The sequence below is a fragment of the Methylobacterium goesingense genome (assembly GCF_022179225.1).
GTDB classification, from domain to species: domain Bacteria; phylum Pseudomonadota; class Alphaproteobacteria; order Rhizobiales; family Beijerinckiaceae; genus Methylobacterium; species Methylobacterium goesingense.
On record NZ_BPQL01000020.1, the window covers coordinates 25,441 to 45,832 of the forward strand.

16 protein-coding genes are annotated in these 20,392 nt (G+C 69.3%); 1 reads left to right on the forward strand and 15 read right to left on the reverse strand.

Features of this window, described 5'->3' with window-relative positions; genetic code table 11:
* Positions 1-18 precede the first annotated feature (18 nt).
* The 11 genes from MFF30_RS04750 to MFF30_RS04800 all read right to left on the reverse strand — a co-directional run bounded on the left by MFF30_RS04750 (position 19) and on the right by MFF30_RS04800 (position 12,783).
* The gene (locus MFF30_RS04750; protein ID WP_238277148.1) at positions 19-660 is read right to left on the reverse strand and encodes a phosphoribosylanthranilate isomerase; all 642 of its coding nucleotides are present in this window, start codon (positions 658-660) and stop codon (positions 19-21) included.
* Positions 661-689: 29 nt separating this feature from the next.
* Complete coding sequence (locus MFF30_RS04755; protein ID WP_238277150.1) at positions 690-1,064, reverse strand: LapA family protein; 375 nt, start codon at positions 1,062-1,064, stop codon at positions 690-692.
* A gap of 40 nt (positions 1,065-1,104) precedes the next feature.
* Positions 1,105-1,416, reverse strand: coding sequence for an integration host factor subunit beta (gene ihfB, locus MFF30_RS04760; RefSeq protein ID WP_238277152.1), 312 nt, complete (start codon positions 1,414-1,416; stop codon positions 1,105-1,107).
* 47 nt (positions 1,417-1,463) lie between these two features.
* The gene (gene sppA, locus MFF30_RS04765) at positions 1,464-2,450 is read right to left on the reverse strand and encodes a signal peptide peptidase SppA (RefSeq protein WP_238277153.1); all 987 of its coding nucleotides are present in this window, start codon (positions 2,448-2,450) and stop codon (positions 1,464-1,466) included.
* 358 nt (positions 2,451-2,808) lie between these two features.
* Positions 2,809-4,539, reverse strand: coding sequence for a 30S ribosomal protein S1 (gene rpsA, locus MFF30_RS04770; RefSeq protein ID WP_238277157.1), 1,731 nt, complete (start codon positions 4,537-4,539; stop codon positions 2,809-2,811).
* A 303-nt stretch (positions 4,540-4,842) separates the two neighbouring features.
* Positions 4,843-7,968: an alkaline phosphatase gene (locus tag MFF30_RS04775; protein WP_238277158.1), complete on the reverse strand. Its 3,126-nt coding sequence runs from the start codon at positions 7,966-7,968 to the stop codon at positions 4,843-4,845.
* A 409-nt stretch (positions 7,969-8,377) separates the two neighbouring features.
* Positions 8,378-9,085 carry a DUF1013 domain-containing protein gene (locus MFF30_RS04780; protein WP_238277159.1) on the reverse strand — a complete coding sequence of 236 codons (708 nt, stop codon included), beginning with the start codon at positions 9,083-9,085 and terminating at the stop codon, positions 8,378-8,380.
* 221 nt (positions 9,086-9,306) lie between these two features.
* Positions 9,307-10,251, reverse strand: coding sequence for a ribose-phosphate pyrophosphokinase (locus MFF30_RS04785; protein WP_163644149.1), 945 nt, complete (start codon positions 10,249-10,251; stop codon positions 9,307-9,309).
* Between the two features lie 135 nt (positions 10,252-10,386).
* A complete protein-coding gene (locus tag MFF30_RS04790; protein ID WP_238277161.1) occupies positions 10,387-10,614 on the reverse strand; it encodes a DUF4170 domain-containing protein in 228 nt (75 codons plus the stop codon).
* Between the two features lie 206 nt (positions 10,615-10,820).
* On the reverse strand, positions 10,821-12,524 hold the full coding sequence (gene xseA, locus MFF30_RS04795) for an exodeoxyribonuclease VII large subunit (protein ID WP_238277169.1): 1,704 nt from the start codon (positions 12,522-12,524) through the stop codon (positions 10,821-10,823).
* A gap of 79 nt (positions 12,525-12,603) precedes the next feature.
* Entirely contained in the window at positions 12,604-12,783 is a 180-nt protein-coding gene (locus tag MFF30_RS04800; protein WP_238277171.1) for a hypothetical protein, read from the reverse strand.
* A gap of 212 nt (positions 12,784-12,995) precedes the next feature.
* On the opposite strand from MFF30_RS04800, the gene purD reads away from it, so the two are divergent.
* Positions 12,996-14,279: a phosphoribosylamine--glycine ligase gene (purD, locus tag MFF30_RS04805; RefSeq protein ID WP_238277173.1), complete on the forward strand. Its 1,284-nt coding sequence runs from the start codon at positions 12,996-12,998 to the stop codon at positions 14,277-14,279.
* Between the two features lie 92 nt (positions 14,280-14,371).
* Here purD and rsgA read toward each other — a convergent pair whose 3' ends face one another.
* From rsgA to MFF30_RS04825, 4 genes are all read right to left on the reverse strand, one after another.
* Positions 14,372-15,370, reverse strand: a complete 999-nt coding sequence (gene rsgA / locus MFF30_RS04810; RefSeq protein ID WP_238277181.1) for a ribosome small subunit-dependent GTPase A — start codon at positions 15,368-15,370, stop codon at positions 14,372-14,374.
* Positions 15,371-15,377: 7 nt separating this feature from the next.
* Positions 15,378-18,113, reverse strand: a complete 2,736-nt coding sequence (locus tag MFF30_RS04815) for a valine--tRNA ligase (protein WP_238277192.1) — start codon at positions 18,111-18,113, stop codon at positions 15,378-15,380.
* Positions 18,114-18,218: 105 nt separating this feature from the next.
* Positions 18,219-18,818 (reverse strand): PopZ family protein, encoded by a 600-nt coding sequence (locus MFF30_RS04820; protein ID WP_238277194.1) that lies wholly within the window; start codon positions 18,816-18,818, stop codon positions 18,219-18,221.
* A gap of 169 nt (positions 18,819-18,987) precedes the next feature.
* Positions 18,988-20,355 (reverse strand): TolC family outer membrane protein, encoded by a 1,368-nt coding sequence (locus MFF30_RS04825; protein ID WP_238277196.1) that lies wholly within the window; start codon positions 20,353-20,355, stop codon positions 18,988-18,990.
* Positions 20,356-20,392: the final 37 nt, after the last annotated feature.

Sequence of the window (20,392 nt, forward strand, 5' to 3'; positions counted from 1 at the left end):
CGCGGATGCCTGGGCCCGTCAGCCGCGCGCGGCGGCGATGAAGGCCGCGATCCGCTCCGGCGACTTCTCGCCCGGCCGGAGCTCGACGCCCGAGGAGACGTCCACCGCCCGGGCGCCGGTGCGGGCCAGCGCCGCCGCGACGGTATCGGGCGTGAGGCCGCCCGAGAGCATGTAGTCCGCCGGGAGACGGGCGCCGTCGAGGAGGTCCCAGTCGAAGCTATGGCCGTTGCCGCCGGGCAGGGCCGCCTCCGGGGGCGCCTTGGCATCGAGGAGGATGCGGTCGGCCACACCCGCATGGGCGGCCACGGAGGCGAGGTCTGCCGCGGTGGCGATGCCGATGGCCTTCATCACCCGGCGGCCGGTCGCCGTGCGGATAGCCGCCACGCGCTTGGGCGTCTCGCGGCCGTGGAGCTGGATCCATTCGGGGTCCAGGGCCGCGACGGCGGCGGCAACCAGGGCGTCGTCCGGGTCGACGAGGAGCAGCACCCGCTCGGCCCGGCCCCGCGCCTGCGCCGACAGAGTGCGGCCGACCTCCAGACTCACGTGGCGAGGGCTCTTCGGGAAATGCACGAAGCCGACGAGGTCGGCGCCGGCTTCCAGGGCGGCCTCGAGGGTCGCCGGTGTGCTGAGCCCGCAGATCTTGATCGCGATGGCGGACATATGCAGACGGGGCTTCGAGACGGCGGCCCTCAGCGTGGCGCCGGGAGGGCGACGCGGTCGGAGGCGTTGCGGTAGATGCCGTTCGGGCCTTCATTGGCCGGCGGCGGGGCGTAGGTTTTCAGGCGGGCGGTCTCGCCCTCCAGGCGGCGGATCTCGCGGCGGCGCTCGGCGCTGGTGCGGCGGGTGCTCGCCTGACCGAGCCAGGCGCCACAGCCGCCGAGGAGGACCCCCAATGCCACCGCGATGAACATCAGGAGATAGAGCGGCAGAGTGGCGCTGAAGACCGGCATGTCGGGCGAGAGGGGATCGAACGACACCCGCACCGCGTCGCGGTTGGCCACCGCAAAGGCGACCACCAGGATCGCCACGGGAAGCAGCACCAAACCTTTGAGGAAGCGGATCATCGCGTGGAACTCCGACGGTAGGGAACGAGGCGGCGGCCGATCAGGAAGCGGATGCGCCCGCGTCGCCGATGCCCGCCTCGTTGAGGCGCAGGCGCATCTCCTTGCCCGTCTTGAACACGGGGATCGCCTTCTCGGAAACGGCAACGGCCGCACCCGTGCGCGGGTTGCGCCCGCGTCGCGCATCGCGGCGCTTGACCGAGAACGCGCCGAAACCGCGCAGTTCGACCCGGTCGCCCCGGGCGAGGGCATCCGCGATGGTGTCGAGGATCGCGTTCACGAGAGTCTCGACGTCGCGCTGGTAGAGGTGCGGGTTTTGCTCGGCGATCTTGAGCACGAGCTCCGACTTGATCATGCGGCGGCCTTCACGAAGTCATGCACGAGGGTGTTGGGCCGGCGCCCTCAGCGGGTGGCATCCGCGGGGCCGGGGCGCCAGACCACGAGGAGGCCGCCCTGAGCGAGGCCTGTCGTCTCCTCGCCGACCTGGCGCAGGCGGGTGGCGAGACCGTCGAGGCCGACGAGATCGGCCCCGAGCCCGAGGGCCGACCACAGGCGGAAATCGCTCTTGGCCGTGGGCTTCCAGTCCAGCACCGGCAGATCCTTGGTCACGCCGCGCTCCTTCTCGAGCCAGGCGATGGCCTGCCGCTCGCCGCCGAGGTCGTCCACGAGCTTGAGGGGGACGCTCTGGCGCCCGCTGAACACGCGCCCGTCCGAAACCGTGGCGAGCTCCTTGTCGGTCATCTTGCGCCGGTCGGCCACGAGGCCCTTGAACCAGGCGTAGGTGTCGCCGACGACGGCCGCTAGCGCCGCGCGCGCCTCGGGCGAGGTGGGCGTGAAGCCCGACGGCTCGGCCTTGAGGGGCGCCGACTTCACGGACTCGACCTTGACCCCGACCTTGTCGAGGAGGCCCGACAGGTCCGGATACTGGAACAGGACGCCGATCGAACCGACGAGCGCGGTCTCGCGCGCCACGATGTGGTCGGCGGCGATCGCCGCGATGTAGGCGCCGGACGCGGCGGTGCCGTCGACGAAAGCCACCATGGGCTTCTTCTCTGCGAGCGCGCGCAGGTTGCGGTAGAGCTCCTCGGAGCCCGTGGTGGTGCCGCCGGGCGACGAGATCGAGACGACGACCCCGCGCACGGAATCCGCGTCGCGGACCCGCTCGATCAGCTTGGTGGTGGATTCGCTGCCGGCGATGAAGCCGCCCACCGAGATCCGGGCGATCTGCGGGCGCACGCTGCCAAGGGTCAGCGCCTCGCCGCCGCTGCGGACCCGCAGGCCGACCGCGCCCACGGCCACCACGAGGCCGCCGATGCCCAGGACCCGCCAGAGGGAGAGCTTGCGGCGCAGACGCCGACGATCGATCAGAAGTTCGGCATCCGCGGCCATGCGCTGGTTACGCTCCCTCGCGCGCCGGCTCTGCCGGCTGATTCTGTCCGGACTGGCGGTCCGGCACCCACCCGATGACGGCGGCGGGCGAACCTTGTCCCACACTCCCGGCCGATTTGCACCAAGCCTTTGGCGCATCTCGCGTCCTTTGGGGAAACGCAGGGCCGGCCACTGTCAGGGATCGTGTTCTAGCGCCGCATTGCGGCGACCGGCAAGGGGGGAGCAAGCCCCTCCCCGCCGGTCTCGGCGTAGCATGCGGGGGAAATGTGGACGCGAAAAAGCCCGCGCCGGAACAGGTCCGGCGCGGGCTCTCACGAGACGTCAGTCCCCGGTCCCGAAGGGCCGGGGGGCGGGACGATTAGTCCTGGGACTCGTCCTTGTCGTCGCTGGTGCGGGCCTTCTTGAAGGCCGCGCCCAGGATCTCGCCGAGCGAGGCGCCCGAGTCGGTCGAACCGAACTGGGCCATCGCCTCCTTCTCCTCGGCCATTTCCAGGGCCTTGATCGAGAGCTGGACCCGGCGCGCCTTGCGGTCGAACTGGATCACGCGGGCGTCGAACTTCTCGCCTGCGGCGAAGCGCTCGGGGCGCTGGTCGCCACGGTCGCGGGCGAGCTCGGCCCGGCGGATGAAGGTCGTCAGGTCGGTGTCGACGATCTTCACGTCTACGCCCGAATCCTTCACGTCCACCACTTCGCAGGTCACGATCTGACCCTTCTTGAGGTCACCCGCTTCCGTGAAGGGGTCACCGCCGAGCTGCTTCACGCCGAGCGAGATGCGCTCCTTCTCGACGTCGACGTCGAGAACCTGGGCGCGCAGCATGTCGCCCTTCTTGAACTCCTCGATGACCTGCTCGCCGGGACGGTTCCAGTCGAGATCCGACAGGTGGACCATGCCGTCGACATCGCCGTCGAGACCGATGAACAGGCCGAACTCGGTCTTGTTCTTGACCTCGCCCTCGACCTCGGAGCCCACCGGATGCTGCTGGGCGAAGGCCTCCCAGGGGTTCTGGAGGGTCTGCTTGAGGCCGAGCGAGATGCGGCGCTTGACCGGATCGACCTCGAGGATCTGCACTTCCACTTCCTGCGAGGTGGAGACGATCTTGCCCGGGTGGACGTTCTTCTTCGTCCAGGACATCTCGGAGACGTGGATCAGGCCCTCGATCCCCGGCTCCAGCTCCACGAAGGCGCCGTAGTCGGTGATGTTGGTGACGCGGCCCTTGAGCTTGGCGTCGACCGGGTAGCGCTGAGCGATGCCCTCCCACGGATCGGCCAGCAGCTGCTTGATGCCGAGCGAGATGCGGTGGGTCTCGTGGTTGATCTTGATGATCTTGACCTTGACCGTCTGGCCGATGGTCACGACCTCGGACGGATGGTTCACGCGACGCCAGGCCATGTCGGTGACGTGCAGCAGGCCGTCGATGCCGCCCAGATCCACGAACGCACCGTATTCGGTGATGTTCTTGACGACGCCGTCGATGACCTGACCTTCTTCGAGGTTGGCCACGAGCTCGGAGCGCTGCTCGGCGCGGCTCTCCTCAAGGACGGTACGGCGCGACACGACGATGTTGCCGCGGCGGCGATCCATCTTGAGGATCTGGAAGGGCTGGGGGGTGCCCAGCAGCGGGGTGACGTCGCGCACGGGGCGAATGTCGACCTGGGAGCGCGGCAGGAACGCCACGGCGCCGTCGAGGTCGACGGTGTAGCCGCCCTTGACCTGGTTGAAGATCGCGCCGGTGACGCGCTCGTTGGCCTCGAAGGCCTTCTCGAGCTTGACCCAGCTCTCCTCGCGGCGCGCCTTGTCGCGCGAGATCACGGCCTCGCCGAGCGCATTCTCGATGCGGTCGACATAGACCTCGACCTCGTCGCCGACGGCGAGTTCGCCTTCGCGGCCGGGGCCGTTGAATTCCTTGAGGGCGACACGGCCTTCCGTCTTGGCGCCGATGTCGATGACGGCCACGTCCTTCTCGATCGCGACGACGCGACCCTTGACGACGGACCCTTCGGTGATCTCGTGCTGGAGGAAGGACTCCTCGAGCAGGGCCGCGAAATCGTCGCGGCTCGGGCTACGCTGCAGGGCGTTACCAGCGGTCATTCTGTCTCCTGACAGGCCTCATCGGGAGGCCGGCATCGGCGGCTCGTGTGACGGGGCACCCTCGACGTCGCCGCCCGGGGTCTATGACCCGACGGGCTCAACCTCCCGAATCAAGGAGGGCCGACGCAATCTCAAGCGATGGCCGAGAGCGGTTCTCCAACGAGTGCGAGGCCCGGCGCACTGGCCGAGCCTCGTCACTTGCAGTCGAAGAACGCCATTCCCTTAGCGGATTGACGGGTCCCGGGCAACAGGTCCGTTCCGGTGCCGCGTATGTCGGGCGCCGCTCCCGGGACCCTGCGCGGATCAGCCGATCAGACCACCGCCGAAGGTTCCGTCGTTGAGGACGGCACGGTTCTCGACGAGGCCGTACTGCAGGAAATGCTGCATCGGGTTCATGTTCGCCTGCGCCACGTCGCCGTTGACCTGGAGGTAGGTCGAGGTGTCGAAGTTGGCCGCCGGATCGCGCCCCTCCTTCCAGCCATAGGTGTCGTAGTGGGTCAGCGGATTCAGGCCGGCGGCGGCGACGTCTCCGTACGCCTTGAGATAGCCCGCGGTGTCGAAGACGGCGTTCGGGTCACGACCTTCCTTCCAGCCATAGGTGTTGAAGTGCTGCTGAGCGAAGGCGAAGATGTCGGTGCTGCCCGAGGCCTGGGCCGCGCGTAGCACGTCGTCGTTGACGAGAAGGTAGAACGCGGCGTCGAAGCCAGCCTTGATGTCGCTCGCCTTGCCGACCGCGTCGTAGATGGCGCGGCCCTCGGATTGCCCATATTCGAGGTAGTGCTGGAGCGGGTTGAGCCCGGCCGCTGCCACGTCGGGGTTCCGGGCGAGGTAGAACTCGTTGTCGAAGTTCGCGCCCGGATCGCTGCCCTCTTTCCAGCCGGCTTGCTGATACTGGCCCAGCGCGTCAGCGCGGGTCTTCACGGCATCCGCGTTGAGTCCGAGATAGCCCTTGGTGGAGAAAAAGGCGTTCGGATCGCGGCCATCGTTCGCGCCATAAGCGGCGTAATGGGCATCCGCATCCTGTCCGGATGCGGCCACGTCGGGGTTGCGGATCAGGTAGAACAGGTCGTCGACCAGCGGATTGCCGTCCGCCACGTCTACAGTGCGGTCGCTGAACTGGAACTGCTCGATCCCCGTCACGGTGTCGGTGCCGTCGGTGCCGGTCAGGGTGCGGAACCCGCTCGCATCCCGCCCCAGCGTGGCGGTGCCGAGGGCGTAGGTGAAGATGGCCCGATCCGTCCCGTCGCCACCGTTGATGCGGTCGTTGCCCGCGCCGCCGATGATGCTGTCGTTGCCGGCCGCCCCGTTGAGGACGTCGCTGCCGGCGCCGCCTACGAGGAAGTCGGCGCCGCTGCCGCCCGTCACCAGATCGTTGCCCTGGCCGGCATTGATGTAGTGGCTCTGGGCCGCGCGATCGGCGAGGGGCGCCAGGGTGTCGTTGCCGGCGGTGCCGAGCGTGACGACCCGGAAGGCGTCGCCGCGCTGCGTCCCGGCGACGAGGTCGCGCACATCGAAGGTGAGGCCGTCGGTGGTCGCCGCGAAGGTGATGCCCTCGTCGTCGACGCGGGAGACGGCGCCGGTCAGGGCATCGTCGGCGCCCTCGGCCTGGAGCCGCACGGCGAGACCGCCATCCTGGTTGGCGCCGGTCCGTCCATCGCCGGCACTGCCGTTGCCGACCTCCGCCGAGGTGAAGGTCAGGCGGACCTGCCCACTGGCCGCGGCCGAGACGTCGATGCGGTCGCTTCCCTCACCGAGGTCGATGCGGTCGGCGCCATCGGTGCTGACATTGATCAGGGCCGTGTCGTTTCCGGCGCCGCCCGTGATGGTGTCGTCGCCGAGGGCGCCCCGAAGCACGTCGTTGCCGAGGCCGCCGATCAGCGTGTCGTTGCCGCCCCGCCCATCGATCACGTCGTTGCCGGCGAGCCCGTCGAGGGTTTCGCCGACCTCCGATCCGATCAGGTTGTCGTTGCCGGTGGTCACCGCCGTCGCGCCGAGGCGGGTCTGGGCGAGCAGGTACTCGCCGAGTTCGGCCTCGTCGGTGTAGGCGCGCCCGCTGCCGGTGACTTGGCCTTGAGCGTTCGTGAAGGAATCAGTCTGATCGGCGAGCTGCTTGAGCTGGGCCGAGCCGGCACCCGCGGCGAGAAGCGGAATGACCTGATTCGAATGGCTGCCGGAGAAGAACAGGCCTTCCGGCACGCCGTCCCCGTTCCGGTCCGGCTGGACCGGCTGGTACGGGATCGTCGCCCCCTCGGGGCCGAAGAGCAGGTGGTCGTGATCGGCGGTGACGATCAGCAGGGTGTCCTCGAAGGTCGCCTTGCTGGTCGGTGAATTGATGTAGTCGACCACGGTCTTCACCGCGTTGTTGAAGTCGATGTACTCCTCGATCATCCGGCCGCGGTTGTTGGCGTGCATGGCCCGGTCGACCGCGCCGCCCTCGATCATCAGGTAGAGGCCGTCCGGGTCGGCGTTCAGCTTGTTGAGCGCGGCCAGCGACAGCTCCGACAGGGTCGCGGAGCTCTCCAGGCGCGGCACGCTGAAGGGGATCTCGGTGGTGTTGCCGGCGGCTGCGCCGGCGCGGTTGAAGTTGCTGCTGGTGAAGGCCTTCGAAATCATCGCCAGGCGCTCGGTCGTCGGCGCGCCGGTGCCTGCGGCCTGGATCGCGGCGCGGTCCTGCAGCAGGTTCCAGCCGACGCCGTCCTGCGAAGTGTAGGTGTCGGCCTTCAGGCCATTCCAGAGGTCGGCGCCGATCCAGGTGTTGTCGGCGGTGGCGCGCAGGCGGCCGTTGTCGTCGTAATCGGGATTGCCGGTGCCGGCGATGACGTCGAGGGTGCCGGAGCCGAACATCTCCTGGGCGATCTGGCTGGCGTTGGAGCGCGCGATGTTGTGCGCGCCGCCCGTGGCCGAGGGGGTGGCGTCGCTGACCTGCACCGTGGTGACGACGCCGGTGGCCTTGCCCTGCTGCTTGGCCAGTTCCGCGATCGAGAAGAGATCCGCGCCGTTGCCGTCGACATCGATGGCGTTGTTGTAGGTCTTGCCGCCGGTGGCGATGGACGAGGCGGTGTTGCCCGAATCTGGATAGGTGTTGCGGTTCCACTCGTAGCCCGCGAAGGCGCGGGGCTGCCCGTTCGGATCGAGGCCGGCGGCGGGCGCGAAATCGTAATTCTTGGCCGGGTCGTAGACCACCGCGGGGTTCTGGGCGAGGCCGGCCTCACCGGGGACCGGCGTCGTGCGGTTGTCGAGGGGGTAGACCGACTGCGCCGTCGCGGTGAAGGCCGCGCCGTCCGCGATCAGGACCTTGCCGGCCGCGCCCGCCCTGGGATCGCCGTCGGCGAGGCCCTTCAGGTACAGCCGCGTGGTTTCCAGGGTGTTGAACCCGGCGCCATCGGCGATCATCACGATGACGTTCTTGACGGATCCTGCATTGGCCATGACGTCGCCGTTCTCCCTCGCGCCGCAGGATTCGGCCGAACGCACTGGCCGATATCCCGCGCTCGCCCGAGCTAGGGAGATCCGTGCGACGGCCTGATGACGCGCAGCGGCCGAAAAAGATTTCCGCTCAAGGGATTAAGGTGGGTCTGGTGCCGTGACGGCGCCGAGGCCGAACGAGACCGCTCGCATCCCGACAACAAAAAACCCCGCAGCGAAGCTGCGGGGGCAAGGGCGAACCGGGTTGGCGCTTGTCATGCCAGACCCGGGAAGGGGCCCGCCGACAGCGTATGATCCAGGGCGCGTCACCCGTGCAGGACAAGGTGCCGGTCGGGTTTCCGAAGCCCGGATCCGTTGTGCGGGCCCGGGATGGCGAGGGCTTACGCGAGTCCCGGCGACAGCGTCCGCTGTCTCAGTCCTCGTCCTCCTCGGTGCTGCGCATGCCCTTCAGCTTGGCGAACACCGAATCGGCGTTGAGCTTCTCGTCGCGGGCACTGCGGTGGTGCTCGTCGGCCTCGGTGTAGTCGGTGGCCGTCGAGACCTCGGTGGGCAGCAGGGTCGCGCCGCCATCCACCGCCAAGTTGGCCGGGCGGTCCTTGGCCGAGCGCTGGACCTCGAAGTCGAGGTCGATCTGCGTGCAGAGGCCGAGGGTCACCGGGTCCATCGGCTGGAGGGAGCCGGAATTCCAGTGGGTGCGCTCGCGGATCTGCTGGATCGTCGACTTGGTGGTGCCCACCAGCCGGATGATCTGCGCGTCCTTGAGTTCGGGGTGGTTGCGCAGCAGCCAGAGGATGGCGTTCGGCCGGTCCTGGCGGCGCGAGAGCGGGGTGTAGCGCGGACCCTTGGTGGTGCGCTTGACCTCGGGCAGCTTCACCTTCGAGACCGCGACCTTGAGCTTGTAGCTCGGGGTCTTCTGGGCCTTCTCGATCTCGTCGCGGGTGAGCTGGCCCGTGGTGATCGGATCGAGGCCCTTGATGCCGGCGGCGACCTCGCCGTCCGCGATCCCCTTCACCTCGAGGGGGTGCAGCTTGCAGAAATCGGCAATCTGCTCGAAGGCCAGCGAGGTATTCTCCACCAGCCATACGGCGGTGGCCTTCGGCATCAGCGGGCCTTGCGACATCGGGCGACTCCAACAGGTTCGTGCGGGACGGGTCCCGGGGCGCCGCCGACAGGGCGTCGCTCGCTCCGGCTCGACTGGCCGGCAGCATCCCGTCTCAACGCTGCAATAGGGAAGCGCCGTCTATACAGGTTTCAATGGGGTCAACGCAATTGCGATCCGCCCGTCCGCTCAGGGTCGCGTCCGGGGCGGCGTCGTCTGAGCTCGGCGAGGGCGCGAAAACCTCAGGTGAAGAGGCTCGACACGCTCGATTCCGTCGCGGTCCGGCCGATGGCCTCGCCCAGCAGCGGCGCGATCGTGGCCACCCGGATGTTGCGGGCGAGCTTGACGGCCTGCGTCGGCTGGATCGAATCGGTGATGACCAGCTCCTTCATTCGCGAGGCGGCGATGCGCGAGACCGCCCCACCCGAGAGCACCCCGTGCGTGATGTAGGCGGAGACGTCCTTGGCGCCGGCGTTCAGCAGGGCTTCGGCCGCGTTCACCAGGGTGCCGCCGGAATCAACGATATCGTCCACGAGGATACAGGAACGGCCCTCGACCTCGCCGATGATGTTCATCACCTCGGACTCGCCGGGCCGCTCGCGGCGCTTGTCGACGATGGCCAGCGTCGCGTCGATGCGCTTGGCGATGGCACGGGCGCGCACCACGCCGCCGACGTCCGGCGAGACCACCATCCAGTCCTTCGGGTCGAGGCGTTCCTTGATGTCGCGCACCATCACGGGGGCGGCGAACAGGTTGTCGGTGGGAATGTCGAAGAAGCCCTGGATCTGGCCGGCATGCAGGTCGAGGGTCATCACGCGGTCGGCCCCGGCCTCGGTGATGAGGTTGGCGACCAGCTTGGCCGAGATCGGCGTGCGGCCGGAGGTGCGCCGGTCCTGCCGGGCGTAGCCGAAATACGGGATCACCGCGGTGATGCGCCGGGCCGAAGAGCGCCGGGCCGCGTCGATCATGATGAGCAGTTCCATCAGGTGATCGTTGGCCGGGAACGAGGTCGACTGGACGATAAAGACGTCCTCGCCGCGCACGTTCTCCTGGAGCTCGACGAAGATCTCCATGTCGGCGAAGCGCCGGACCATGCACTTGGCGAGCGGCAACTCGAGATAGGCCGCGATGGCCTCGGCCAGGGGCCGGCTCGCATTGCCGGCGATGATCTTGATCGAGGACTTCATGCCGGGGTCTTCATCTCGCGATCCAGGGAGCCCGCCGCCTCAGGAACGGCGGGCTTTCGCTGCGGCGCTCCATAACAGCCGCAACGGGGACGTCACAATGCTTTCACCTTCGTTACTTTGCCGGGTGCGCGAGGATCATGGCTCCAGAAGCCGGTGCAGATGCACGACGAAGTAGCGCATCTGCGCACTGTCAACCGTGGATTGTGCCTTGGCTTTCCAGGCCGTCTGCGCCGAGGCGTAGTCGGGAAAGATGCCGACGATGTCGAGATTCTTCACGTCGCGAAAATGCACGCCGTCGAGATTCTCCAGTTCGCCACCGAAGACGAGGTGGAGCTTCTGCCCGCTGTCGATGGTCGTGGTCATCCCGCATCTCCTCCGCCCGGTCGCGGCTTCATGTCGGAAGGCATGAGCCGTGCCGCCGGTGCGGTCGCAAACGGGGCCGGATTCGTCAACCCGCTGCGCGTGCCGGCGGACACGCGAGCGCCGGCACGGCAGCCCTGCATGTCGATCCTGTGTGGCTGGGGCCGAGACAAAGCGCCAAGATCGCGTTGCCTCGTGCAACGCGATCCTCAGAGATCGAACAAGCTGCCCTGCCGGGTCGCGGGTCCGATCGTGGCGATCTCCGGGGACGTCTCGGTCGGGGTGGATTTCCGCGCGGCCGGCTTTTTCGCGGAGGCCTTTCGGCTCGAGGGCGCCTTGACAGGCGGCGCGCCCGGTGGCGACCCCTCCGTGGCGTCGCCCGTGTCCGGCATCCCCACCGCCACGGTGCCGTCCGCGAATTCCAGGGTCATGTGGCGGCTGGCCTCTGCGGCGGCGCGGATCGGGGTCCCGTCGCGGTCGCGCACGAGGGCGTAGCCGCGGGCCAGCACCGCCCGGTAGCTGAGGGAGCCGAGCAGCCCCGCCAGTCCGGCGAGGCGGTCGGCGCGGCGCTCGATCGAACGGGTTCCGGCCTGGATCAGCCGGGCCTGCAGGGCACCGAGGCGTTCGCGGCTGCGGACCTGCTCGGCCCGGACCCGGCCGAGGGTGCCGTCGCGGGCGACGACGAGGCGGCGCCCGAGATAGGCCAGTGCCTCGCCCTTGCGCGCCGCATGGTGGCGCAAGGCGGCTTCCGGGCGATCGCCGACCCGCGACAGTCGCCCCCGCGCGGTGGCGAGGGCTAGCGTCGGCGGATGCCGGGCGAATCGCTCGACGATGCCCGCCATCCGGAGGCGGTAGACCCGGGCATTGCCGGCGAGCGCCGGGCCGAGGCGTGCCTCGGCGAGGTCGAGGCGCTGGCGCTTGCCCGCCAGGAAGGTATCCACGTCCGGCATGGCCCGCACCAGGGCGCGCAGGTCGCTGCGCTCCCGGTCGAGGCGCCGCGTCACGGCCTCGCGTTGCCGGCGCCCGAGATCGACCAGTTCGGCCACGAGGTCGGCCCGAACCGGAACCGCCATCTCTGCGGCGCCGGTGGGCGTCGGTGCGCGCCGGTCCGAGACGAAATCGATTAGGGTGGTGTCGGTCTCGTGGCCCACCGCGGAGATCAGGGGAATTGCGGAATCGGAGGCCGCGCGGACCACGCATTCCTCGTTGAAGGCCCAGAGGTCCTCGATCGACCCGCCGCCGCGCGCCACGATGAGCACATCCGGGCGCGGGATCGGCCCGCCGGGCGCCAGCGCGTTGAAACCCCGGATCGCGGCCGCGATCTCCTCGGCGGCCCCCTCCCCCTGCACCCGCACCGGCCAGACCAGGACGGGCCGGGCGAAGCGGTCCTCCAGGCGATGCAGGATGTCGCGGATGACGGCTCCGGTGGGCGATGTCACCACGCCGACGACGCGCGGCAGGTAGGGAATCGGTCGCTTGCGCTCGGCGGCGAACAGCCCCTCGGCGGCCAGCACGCGCTTGCGTTCCTCCAGCAGCGCCATCCAGGCCCCGATGCCGGCCGGTTCCAGGGTCTCGATGACGATCTGGTACGAGGATTTGCCCGGAAACGTGGTGATCCGCCCGGTGGCGACGACCTCAAGTCCCTCCTGCGGGCGCTGACGCAGGCGATTGAAGGTGCCCTTCCAGACCACGGCGTCGATACGCGCGTTCCCGTCCTTCAGAGAGAAATAGGCGTGGCCCGAGCCGTGCTGGCCACGAAAGCCCGAAATTTCGCCGCGCAGGCGAACGTGGCCGAAGGCATCCTCCAGCGTCCGCTTGAGTGCGGATGCTAGATCGCCCACGGACCATTCCGGTACGTTCGAGACGGTGTTCGCTGACGCGGCGGTTTTGGCGGGCGGGGGAGGAACGGCCATGGCGGCGGACGCTACGGCCAGCTCAATCTGAGGTCCAGGCCTGCCTCGGGTGAAGCCCTCACCGAGACGGACGGACGCATCACATCAGAATCGACAGGATCAGCAGCACGGAGACGATTGGAACAGCGCTCACCGCGAGAGCCATCCGCCAGATCGGCAGCCCGTCGACGCGGCGGTTGTCGTTCGCGGCGCGCGCGGGGTGGCGGGCCTTGTGAACGTAGTGCGACAGGATCACGCGCCGCGTCGGAAGCGGTGCCATCGAAAACGGAACGGATTTGCGACAGCCTGGCATGATCCTCATTAACGTCATCGACCTGCGTTCGTTCCAGGGAAAATACGAAGCGATTCTTCTCCCGTCACGGGTGCCCCGCGCTGCTTAGCATGTGGACGCACGCGTCTTCCCGTGCGCTGGGGCATACGCGCCCGCGATTCGGTCTTTTCAAGGAACGACTTTTGGGGAACACACCCCCCATGAATATCCTTCTCATCGGCTCGGGCGGCCGCGAGCACGCGCTCGCCTACGCCATCGCGAAGAGCCCGCTCTGCGCACGCCTGTTCACGGTGCCGGGCAATCCCGGCACGGCCGCGTTCGGCGAGAACCGGCCGGACCTCGACGTGTCGGACCATGCCGCCGTGCGCGCCTTCTGCTCTGGCGAGCGCATCGGCCTCGTGGTGGTTGGACCCGAGGCGCCCCTGGTGGCCGGCCTCGTGGACGATCTCCAGGCGGCGGGCATCCATACCTTCGGGCCCACCAAGGCCGCCGCGCAGCTCGAGGGCTCGAAGGGGTTCACCAAGGATCTCTGTGCCGAGGTCGGCATCCCCACCGCGGCCTTCGCGCGATTCCGGGCCCTCGAGCCGGCCCTCGCCTACCTCGCCGAGCGGGGCGCGCCCATCGTGGTGAAGGCCGACGGGCTGGCGGCCGGCAAGGGCGTGGTGGTGGCCGAGACCCGCGATCAGGCCGAGGCGGCGGTGCGTGCCCTGTTCGAGGAGCCGGGCGCCGAGATCGTGATCGAGGAATGCCTGTTCGGCGAGGAGGCGAGCTTCTTCGCCCTCTGCGACGGGACCCGCGCGGTTCCGATCGGCACGGCCCAGGATCACAAGCGCGTCTTCGACGGTGATCGCGGCCCCAACACCGGCGGCATGGGCGCCTACTCGCCGGCCACCATCCTCACGCCCGCCCTGGAACGGGAGGTGATGGAGACCATCATCGGCCCCACCCTCGACGGAATGCGCGCGCGCGGCACGCCCTTCACCGGCATCCTGTATGCGGGCCTGATGCTCACCGCCGACGGCCCCAAGCTGATCGAATACAACACCCGCTTCGGCGACCCCGAGGCGCAGGTGCTGATGCCCCGCCTCGCCTCCGACCTCGTGCCGGCCCTGCTGGCGGCCTGCGAGGGCGACGTCTCGGGCATCAGCCTGGAATTCGACGCGCGGCGCGCGGCGCTGACGGTGGTGATGGCTGCCGCCGGTTACCCCGGCACCGTGATGCGCGGCTCCGAGATCCGGGGCGTCGAGTCGGCGGGCACGGGCACCGACGTGCTGGTGTTCCAGGCCGGCACGCGCGCCGAGGGCGGGCGGCTCCTGGCCGATGGCGGTCGGGTGCTCGCCGTCACGGCGCTCGGCGAGAGCATGCTGGAGGCCCAGGCCCGCGCGTACGCGGCCATCGCCCGGATCGACTGGCCGGAGGGCTTCTGCCGCCGGGACATCGGCCGCCGTGCCGTCGCCCGGGAGGTCGCCGGCGACGGCATCTGAGACCAAGCCTCCCTGAGGTCCGGCGAACGACCGCCGTCGCGCGGGCGGACCTCGATGAGTCGGGCTCATCGAGGTCGCGCAAGATTCGTCCCTCAGCGTCGCTTGTTGCCGCGTGGGCCCGTGGGGACGACGGTGTTGTCCCGGTTCTCCGCCCGCAGCGTGCGCCAGCGCGCGAGCCGCTCGGAATCGAGCCGGCCCTCGGCCACGGCGGCCTGGACGGCACAGCCGGGCTCGTGCGCGTGGGTGCAGTCGCGAAAGCGGCATTCGGGCGCCAGCTCGGTGATCTCGGCGAACAGCGTGTCGAGGCCTTCCGCCGCGTCACCGAGCTGAAGCGAGCGGATGCCGGGCGTGTCGATGATCCAGCCGCCCTCCGCGATGGCGTGCAGCGAGCGGCTCGTGGTGGTGTGGCGGCCCTTCGCGTCGTGCTCGCGGATGCCGCCCGTCGCCTGGGGAGCGTCGTTGTCCGGCCCGGCCAGGGTGTTGACCAGCGTCGACTTGCCGACGCCGGACGAGCCCACCACCGCCACGGTGCGGCCCGGGCCGCACCAGGGGCGAAGTTGCGTCGCGGCCTCGGGTTCGCGCGGATTCGCGATGACGACCCGCAGGTCGCGCTGGAGCGCCAGGGCCTCCCGCCGATAACGCTCCGCATCCTCGGCCACATCCGCCTTGGTCAGCACGATCACGGGCTCCGCTCCGCCCTGGTTGGCCAGCGCCAGGTAGCGTTCCAGCCGCGTCGGGTTGAAGTCCGCGTTGCAGGAGGTGACGATGAACAGGGCGTCGACATTCGCCGCCGCGAGTTGCGGCGCCGTGCTCCCCTCCCGGCGCCGCTCCAGCACGGTGCGGCGGTCCAGGCGCCGGCGCAGCATCTGCGTGCCGGCCTCGACCAGGACCCAGTCACCGACCGCGTAGTCACCGGTGTTGGTATGGACCGGCAGCATGAGCTTGACCGCCCCCGCCTCCGAGAAGGCGCCCATGCGGGCGCGATGCACGGCGGCGATTCGCTGGGGCAGGAGCGCTGCCTCGTCGGGCCGGCACTGGTCCGCGAAGAAGGCGGACCAACCGAGATCGGTCAGCGTGTGGACGGCGGTCACGACGCGCTCAACCGGCGAGCCGCGCCAGCGCCTCCGTGATCTTCTCCAGGCGGGCCGCCTCCCCGTCGCGGCGCTCGCGCTGCTCGTCCACCACCTCGTCGGGGGCGCGGGCGATGAAGTCGGCATTGCCGAGCTTGGCCTCGATCTTGGCGATCTCGGCGCCGGCCTTGGCCGCCTCCTTCTTCAGGCGTGCGACCTCCGCCGCGAGATCGACGATGCCCTCCAGGGGCAGGGCCGCCACCGAGCCTCGCACCAGGAGCTGCACCGAGTTCTTCGGGGCGGACGCCTCGAAGCGGACCTCGGAGAGTCGCGCCAGCCGGACCAGCGTGTCGCCCCAGCGGGTCGCGCGGGCCCGCAGGTCCGCGTCGGCGCCGACCACCACGAGAGGGATCTGTGCCGCCGCCGGCACGCTGGTCTCCGAGCGGGCGGAGCGGATCTCGGAGACCAGATCCACCAGCCAGCCGACTTCGGCCTCGGACTCGGCGTCGTTCAGGGCGGCCAGATCCGGCCAGGAGGCCAGCGCGAGAAGCCCGCGCGACTCCGAAAGACCCTCGCCCTTGATCGCCCAGAGCTCCTCCGTGAGGAACGGCATGAAGGGGTGCAGCAGCTTGGCGATCTGGTCGATCAGGAAGGCGACGGTGCCTTGCGTCTCGGCCTTGGCGGCGGCCTCCACGCCCTCCCCCTGGAGCACGGGCTTGGCCAGTTCCAGGTACCAGTCGCAGAAGATGTTCCAGACGAAGCGGTAGGCAGCGGCGGCCGCGTCGTTGAAGCGGTAGGCGTCGAGCGCCGCCGTGACCTCGGCCACGGCCCGCGCGGCCTCGCCGAGCGCCCAGCGGTTCAGGGTCTCGGTGGCGCCTTCCGGCCGGTAGTCGGCCCGGAGCACGCAGCCGTTCATCTCGGCGAAGCGCGAGGCGTTCCATAGCTTCGTCGCGAAGTTGCGGTAGCCCTCGACCCGGTTCACCGCGAGCTTGATGTCGCGCCCCTGGGCCGCCATCGCCGCCAGGGTGAATCGCAGGGCATCGGCCCCGTACTGGTCGATGAGCCCGAGCGGATCGACGACGTTGCCCTTCGACTTCGACATCTTGGCGCCCGATGCATCGCGCACCAGCGTGTGCAGGTAGACGGTCTCGAACGGCACCCGGTCGGTGACGTGGAGGCCGAGCATCATCATCCGGGCGACCCAGAAGAAGATGATGTCCTTGCCGGTCACCAGGGTGTCGGTCGGGTAGTAGCGCGCGAGTTCCGGGGTCTCGTCCGGCCATCCCAGCGTCGAGAACGGCCACAGGGCGGAAGAGAACCAGGTGTCGAGGACGTCCTCGTCCCGGCGCAGAGTCACGGGCGCGCCGTGCTTGGCATCGGCCTGACCTTGCGCTTCCGCCTTGCTCGTCGCGACGTAGATGCCGCCCTGGTCGTCGTACCAGACCGGAATCTGGTGGCCCCACCAGAGCTGGCGCGAGATGCACCACGGCTCGATGTTCTCGAGCCACTGGAAGAAGGTCCGCTCGTAATTCTCGGGCACGAAACGAGTTTTCCCGTCACGCACCGCCTGGAGCGCGCGCTCGGCCAACGGCTTCACGTTCACGTACCACTGGTCCGTGAGGTAGGGCTCGATGACGACGTTCGAACGGTCGCCATGCGGGACCGCATGGGTGTTGGGCTCCACCAGACGCAGGCGCTCGCGCGCCTCCATCAGGGCGACGACGCGCTTCCTCGCCTCGAAACGGTCGAGGCCGTGCAGGGCCAATGCCTCCGGTTCGGGGTTGGCGCCGGCGAGGAAAGCCGAATTGCCGTCGAGGCTTATGCGGGCTTCTGAATCCAGGATGTTGATCGGCGTGCAGCCGGCGCGGCGGCCCACCTCGAAGTCGTTGAAGTCGTGGGCGGGCGTGATCTTGACCGCCCCCGTGCCCTTCTCCGGGTCCGAATAGCTGTCGGCGACGATCGGGATCAGCCGCCCGACCAGCGGCAGGCGCACGAAGCTGCCGACGAGGTGCGTGTAGCGCTCGTCCTCCGGATGGACCGCCACCGCGGTATCGCCCAGCATGGTCTCGGGCCGCGTCGTGGCCACCGTGATGACCGCGCCCGTCTCGGCGCCGGCCGCATCGACGACCGGGTAGTCGAAGTGCCAGAGGTGACCCTTCACCTCGACCTGCATCACCTCGAGGTCGGAGATCGCGGTCTGGAACTTCGGGTCCCAGTTCACGAGGCGCTTGTCGCGGTAGATCAGGCCCTGCGCATGCAGGTCCACGAAGGTCTTCGTCACGGCGCGGACCATCTGGTCGTCCGGCGCGCCCGAGACGCCCATGGTGAAGCGCTCCCGCGACCAGTCGCAGGAGGCACCGAGGCGCTTCAACTGGTTGACGATGGCGCCGCCCGATTCCGCCTTCCAGGCCCAGACCTTCTCGACGAAGGCCGCGCGGCCGATCTCGCGTCGGCCCGGCTCCCGCGCCTCGGCGAGGCGGCGCTCCACCACCATCTGGGTGGCGATGCCGGCGTGGTCGGTACCCGGCTGCCAGAGCACGTCGCGTCCGCGCATGCGCTCGAAGCGGCAGAGGATGTCCTGGAGCGTGTTGTTGAGGGCGTGCCCCATGTGAAGGCTGCCGGTGACGTTCGGCGGCGGGATCACCATGGTGAAGGGCCGCGCCCCGGCCCGTTCGGGTCGACCGGCCTTGAATGCGTCGCCGGACTCCCAGGCGGCACTGACGCGCGCCTCGACGGCGGCTGGGTCGAAGGTCTTGTCCATCATGGGCGGAGTCGGTTCACGTGTCGGGAGAAGCGGAAGCTGGCCCGCTTTCAACCCGTCACGGCCCTTGCGTCAACTCGCGAGCCCCGCGATTCGACGTCGGTGGCCCTAGCGGCCCCTGGCCACGCGCTCGATTTCGGCCCGGACCAGGCGCTCGACCATGCTCGGCAGATTCTCGTCGAGCCAGCCCTTCAGCATCGGCCGGAGCATGTCCTGCACGAGGTCCTCGAGGGTGCGGGCCTGGCTGCTCAGCACGGTGTTGGACAGCATGTGGAAGGCCTGCGCCACGCTGGCGTCGGTGACGGCCGAGGTCAGGCGCTCGGTGGGCGTCGGTTCCGGCTCAGGGGCGCGGGGCACCGGGCGCGGCGGCTCCACGGGGGCGGCGGCCCGGACCGGCGGCGGAGGCTCCGGCTCTTCCTCGTCGTCGTCGAAGGAAATCGCGTCGAAATCGATCTGCCCGTCCTCGATCGGCGCCTGACGGAACGCGATCTCAGGCTCCTCGAGCGGAGCGGGCTTGCGGACGGGCTGCGCGACTTCGGCGAGATCGAGGACGTCGTCGTTCTCGGGCAGCGGGGCGGAGCGCTGGGGCGCCACCACTTCGGCTTTGGCGTTCTGGTCGTCCGCGATGATGCGGCGAATGGAGGCGAGGATCTCCTCCATGGAGGGTTCCTGCGCCTTATCCGGCACCTTGGGGCTCGCTGCACTCATCCGGACGATGCTCGGTCAAAAGGGTAAACGTTCGCTGACGAGGGCGAGTATTTCATGGTCCCATCGGGACACAAGCGCCGCCCGTCCCGAGGCGCGGGATAAGCCCGCTCATCCCCGGTATCCTTCCGCCCCGGCACCTTTTTGGTCCGGTTCCTGTCGCCCGGAGATCCTATCGGCCGTCGGGCGTGCGCACCCCGTACCAGAGGTCCTTGACCTGATCGAAGTGCTCCTTCGGGCTGTAGACCGCCACCGGCAGCGCGGTGAAGCGCACGGTGAGGCGGCCCACCGCCTGGACGACGCCGTAGGAGAAGATCACCCGGTCGCGCTGGGCCACGATGAGGTTGGTGCGGGCGTTCAGCAATTCCTGCTGCGCGTTCAGGACGTCGAGGGTGGTGCGCTGGCCCACGCGGGCTTCCTCGCGCACACCGTTCAGCGCCACTTCGTTGGCCTGCACCTGCGCCTGCGAGGCGATGACCTGGGCCTTGGCGGCTTCCAGCCGGCCCCAGGCGGTGACGATGGCCGACCGCACCTGATCCCGGGTGTCCTCGGCATCGAGCCGGCGCTGGCCGACGGTCTCCTTGGCCTGGCGGATCTGCGAATAGGTCTGGCCGCCCTCGTAGAGCGGAATCGAGAGCCGGCCGACGATCGATGCGTTGACCGCGTTGTCGCCGGGGAACTGGTTGTCGTAGCGCTGCTGCACCGAGCCCTGCAGACCGGCGGTCGGGTAGAGCGCGCCCTCGAGCACCCTCACCTGCGCCTCGGCCACGTCCACGAGGTGCAGCGCGGAAGCGATCTGCGGGTGCTCCTTGAGGCCGATGTTGAGCGCCGCATCGAGGTTCGCGGGCACGTAGCGGTCCAGCGGCCGACCCGGCGCGAGCTGGCGCGGCTCGACGCCGATGAACCGTCGGTAATTGCCGATGCTGGCGCGCAGCGTCGCCTCGGCGCCGCTCACCTCGGAGCGCGCGCCCGCGAGGCGGGCCTCGGCCTGGGCGACGTCGGTGCGGGTCACCTCGCCCACGTTGAAGCGGTCGCGCGTCTGGCGAAGCTGCTCTTCCAGAACCTCGACGTTGTTGCGGCGCAGTTCGAGATTCGCTGTGTCGCTCAGCACGAACATGTAGGCCTGTGCGGCGTTGAACAACGTGTTCATCTCGGTGGCGCGCAGCGCCTCCCGGACGCGGAGCACGTCCGACTCCGCCTGGCGGGTCTGGTTGTCGGTGCGAAAGCCGTTGAACAGAGTCTGATTGATCGTGATGCCGGCGCCGCCCGGGCGCGTGACCTGATCGAGCCGGGTTCCCAGGGTCCGGCCTTCGGTACGGGTCAGTCCGATATCGGCATCGATGCTCACGGTCGGGCGATACCCGGACTTGGCCTGGGCCACGCTTTCATCGGTCGCACGCACGCCGGCGCGTCCGGAATTCAGAGCGGGATTGGCCGCATAGGCCCGCGAGAGCGCGCTCTCCAGCGTCTCGGCCGTGGCGGGGTTCGCCAACGCGAAGGCCAGCACGGCGACGGCGCCGGGCCGAAGCCACACACGCATCGCAGGTCTCGATTCTTTCACGCTCATCAGCCCTTGC

Bases quoted from the DNA above. Each gene is read 5' to 3' on its own strand.
- MFF30_RS04750 (WP_238277148.1), bottom strand. From the start codon at position 660: ATGTCCGCCATCGCGATCAAGATCTGCGGGCTCAGCACACCGGCGACC.
- ihfB (WP_238277152.1), bottom strand. From the start codon at position 1,416: ATGATCAAGTCGGAGCTCGTGCTCAAGATCGCCGAGCAAAACCCGCAC.
- MFF30_RS04790 (WP_238277161.1), bottom strand. From the start codon at position 10,614: ATGACCACGACCATCGACAGCGGGCAGAAGCTCCACCTCGTCTTCGGT.
- MFF30_RS04800 (WP_238277171.1), bottom strand. From the start codon at position 12,783: ATGGCACCGCTTCCGACGCGGCGCGTGATCCTGTCGCACTACGTTCAC.
- rpsA (WP_238277157.1), bottom strand. From the start codon at position 4,539: ATGACCGCTGGTAACGCCCTGCAGCGTAGCCCGAGCCGCGACGATTTC.
- sppA (WP_238277153.1), bottom strand. From the start codon at position 2,450: ATGGCCGCGGATGCCGAACTTCTGATCGATCGTCGGCGTCTGCGCCGC.
- MFF30_RS04785 (WP_163644149.1), bottom strand. From the start codon at position 10,251: ATGAAGTCCTCGATCAAGATCATCGCCGGCAATGCGAGCCGGCCCCTG.
- MFF30_RS04775 (WP_238277158.1), bottom strand. From the start codon at position 7,968: ATGGCCAATGCAGGATCCGTCAAGAACGTCATCGTGATGATCGCCGAT.
- MFF30_RS04815 (WP_238277192.1), bottom strand. From the start codon at position 18,113: ATGATGGACAAGACCTTCGACCCAGCCGCCGTCGAGGCGCGCGTCAGT.
- MFF30_RS04820 (WP_238277194.1), bottom strand. From the start codon at position 18,818: ATGAGTGCAGCGAGCCCCAAGGTGCCGGATAAGGCGCAGGAACCCTCC.
- MFF30_RS04825 (WP_238277196.1), bottom strand. From the start codon at position 20,355: ATGCGTGTGTGGCTTCGGCCCGGCGCCGTCGCCGTGCTGGCCTTCGCG.
- MFF30_RS04755 (WP_238277150.1), bottom strand. From the start codon at position 1,064: ATGATCCGCTTCCTCAAAGGTTTGGTGCTGCTTCCCGTGGCGATCCTG.
- MFF30_RS04780 (WP_238277159.1), bottom strand. From the start codon at position 9,085: ATGTCGCAAGGCCCGCTGATGCCGAAGGCCACCGCCGTATGGCTGGTG.
- purD (WP_238277173.1), top strand. From the start codon at position 12,996: ATGAATATCCTTCTCATCGGCTCGGGCGGCCGCGAGCACGCGCTCGCC.
- xseA (WP_238277169.1), bottom strand. From the start codon at position 12,524: ATGGCCGTTCCTCCCCCGCCCGCCAAAACCGCCGCGTCAGCGAACACC.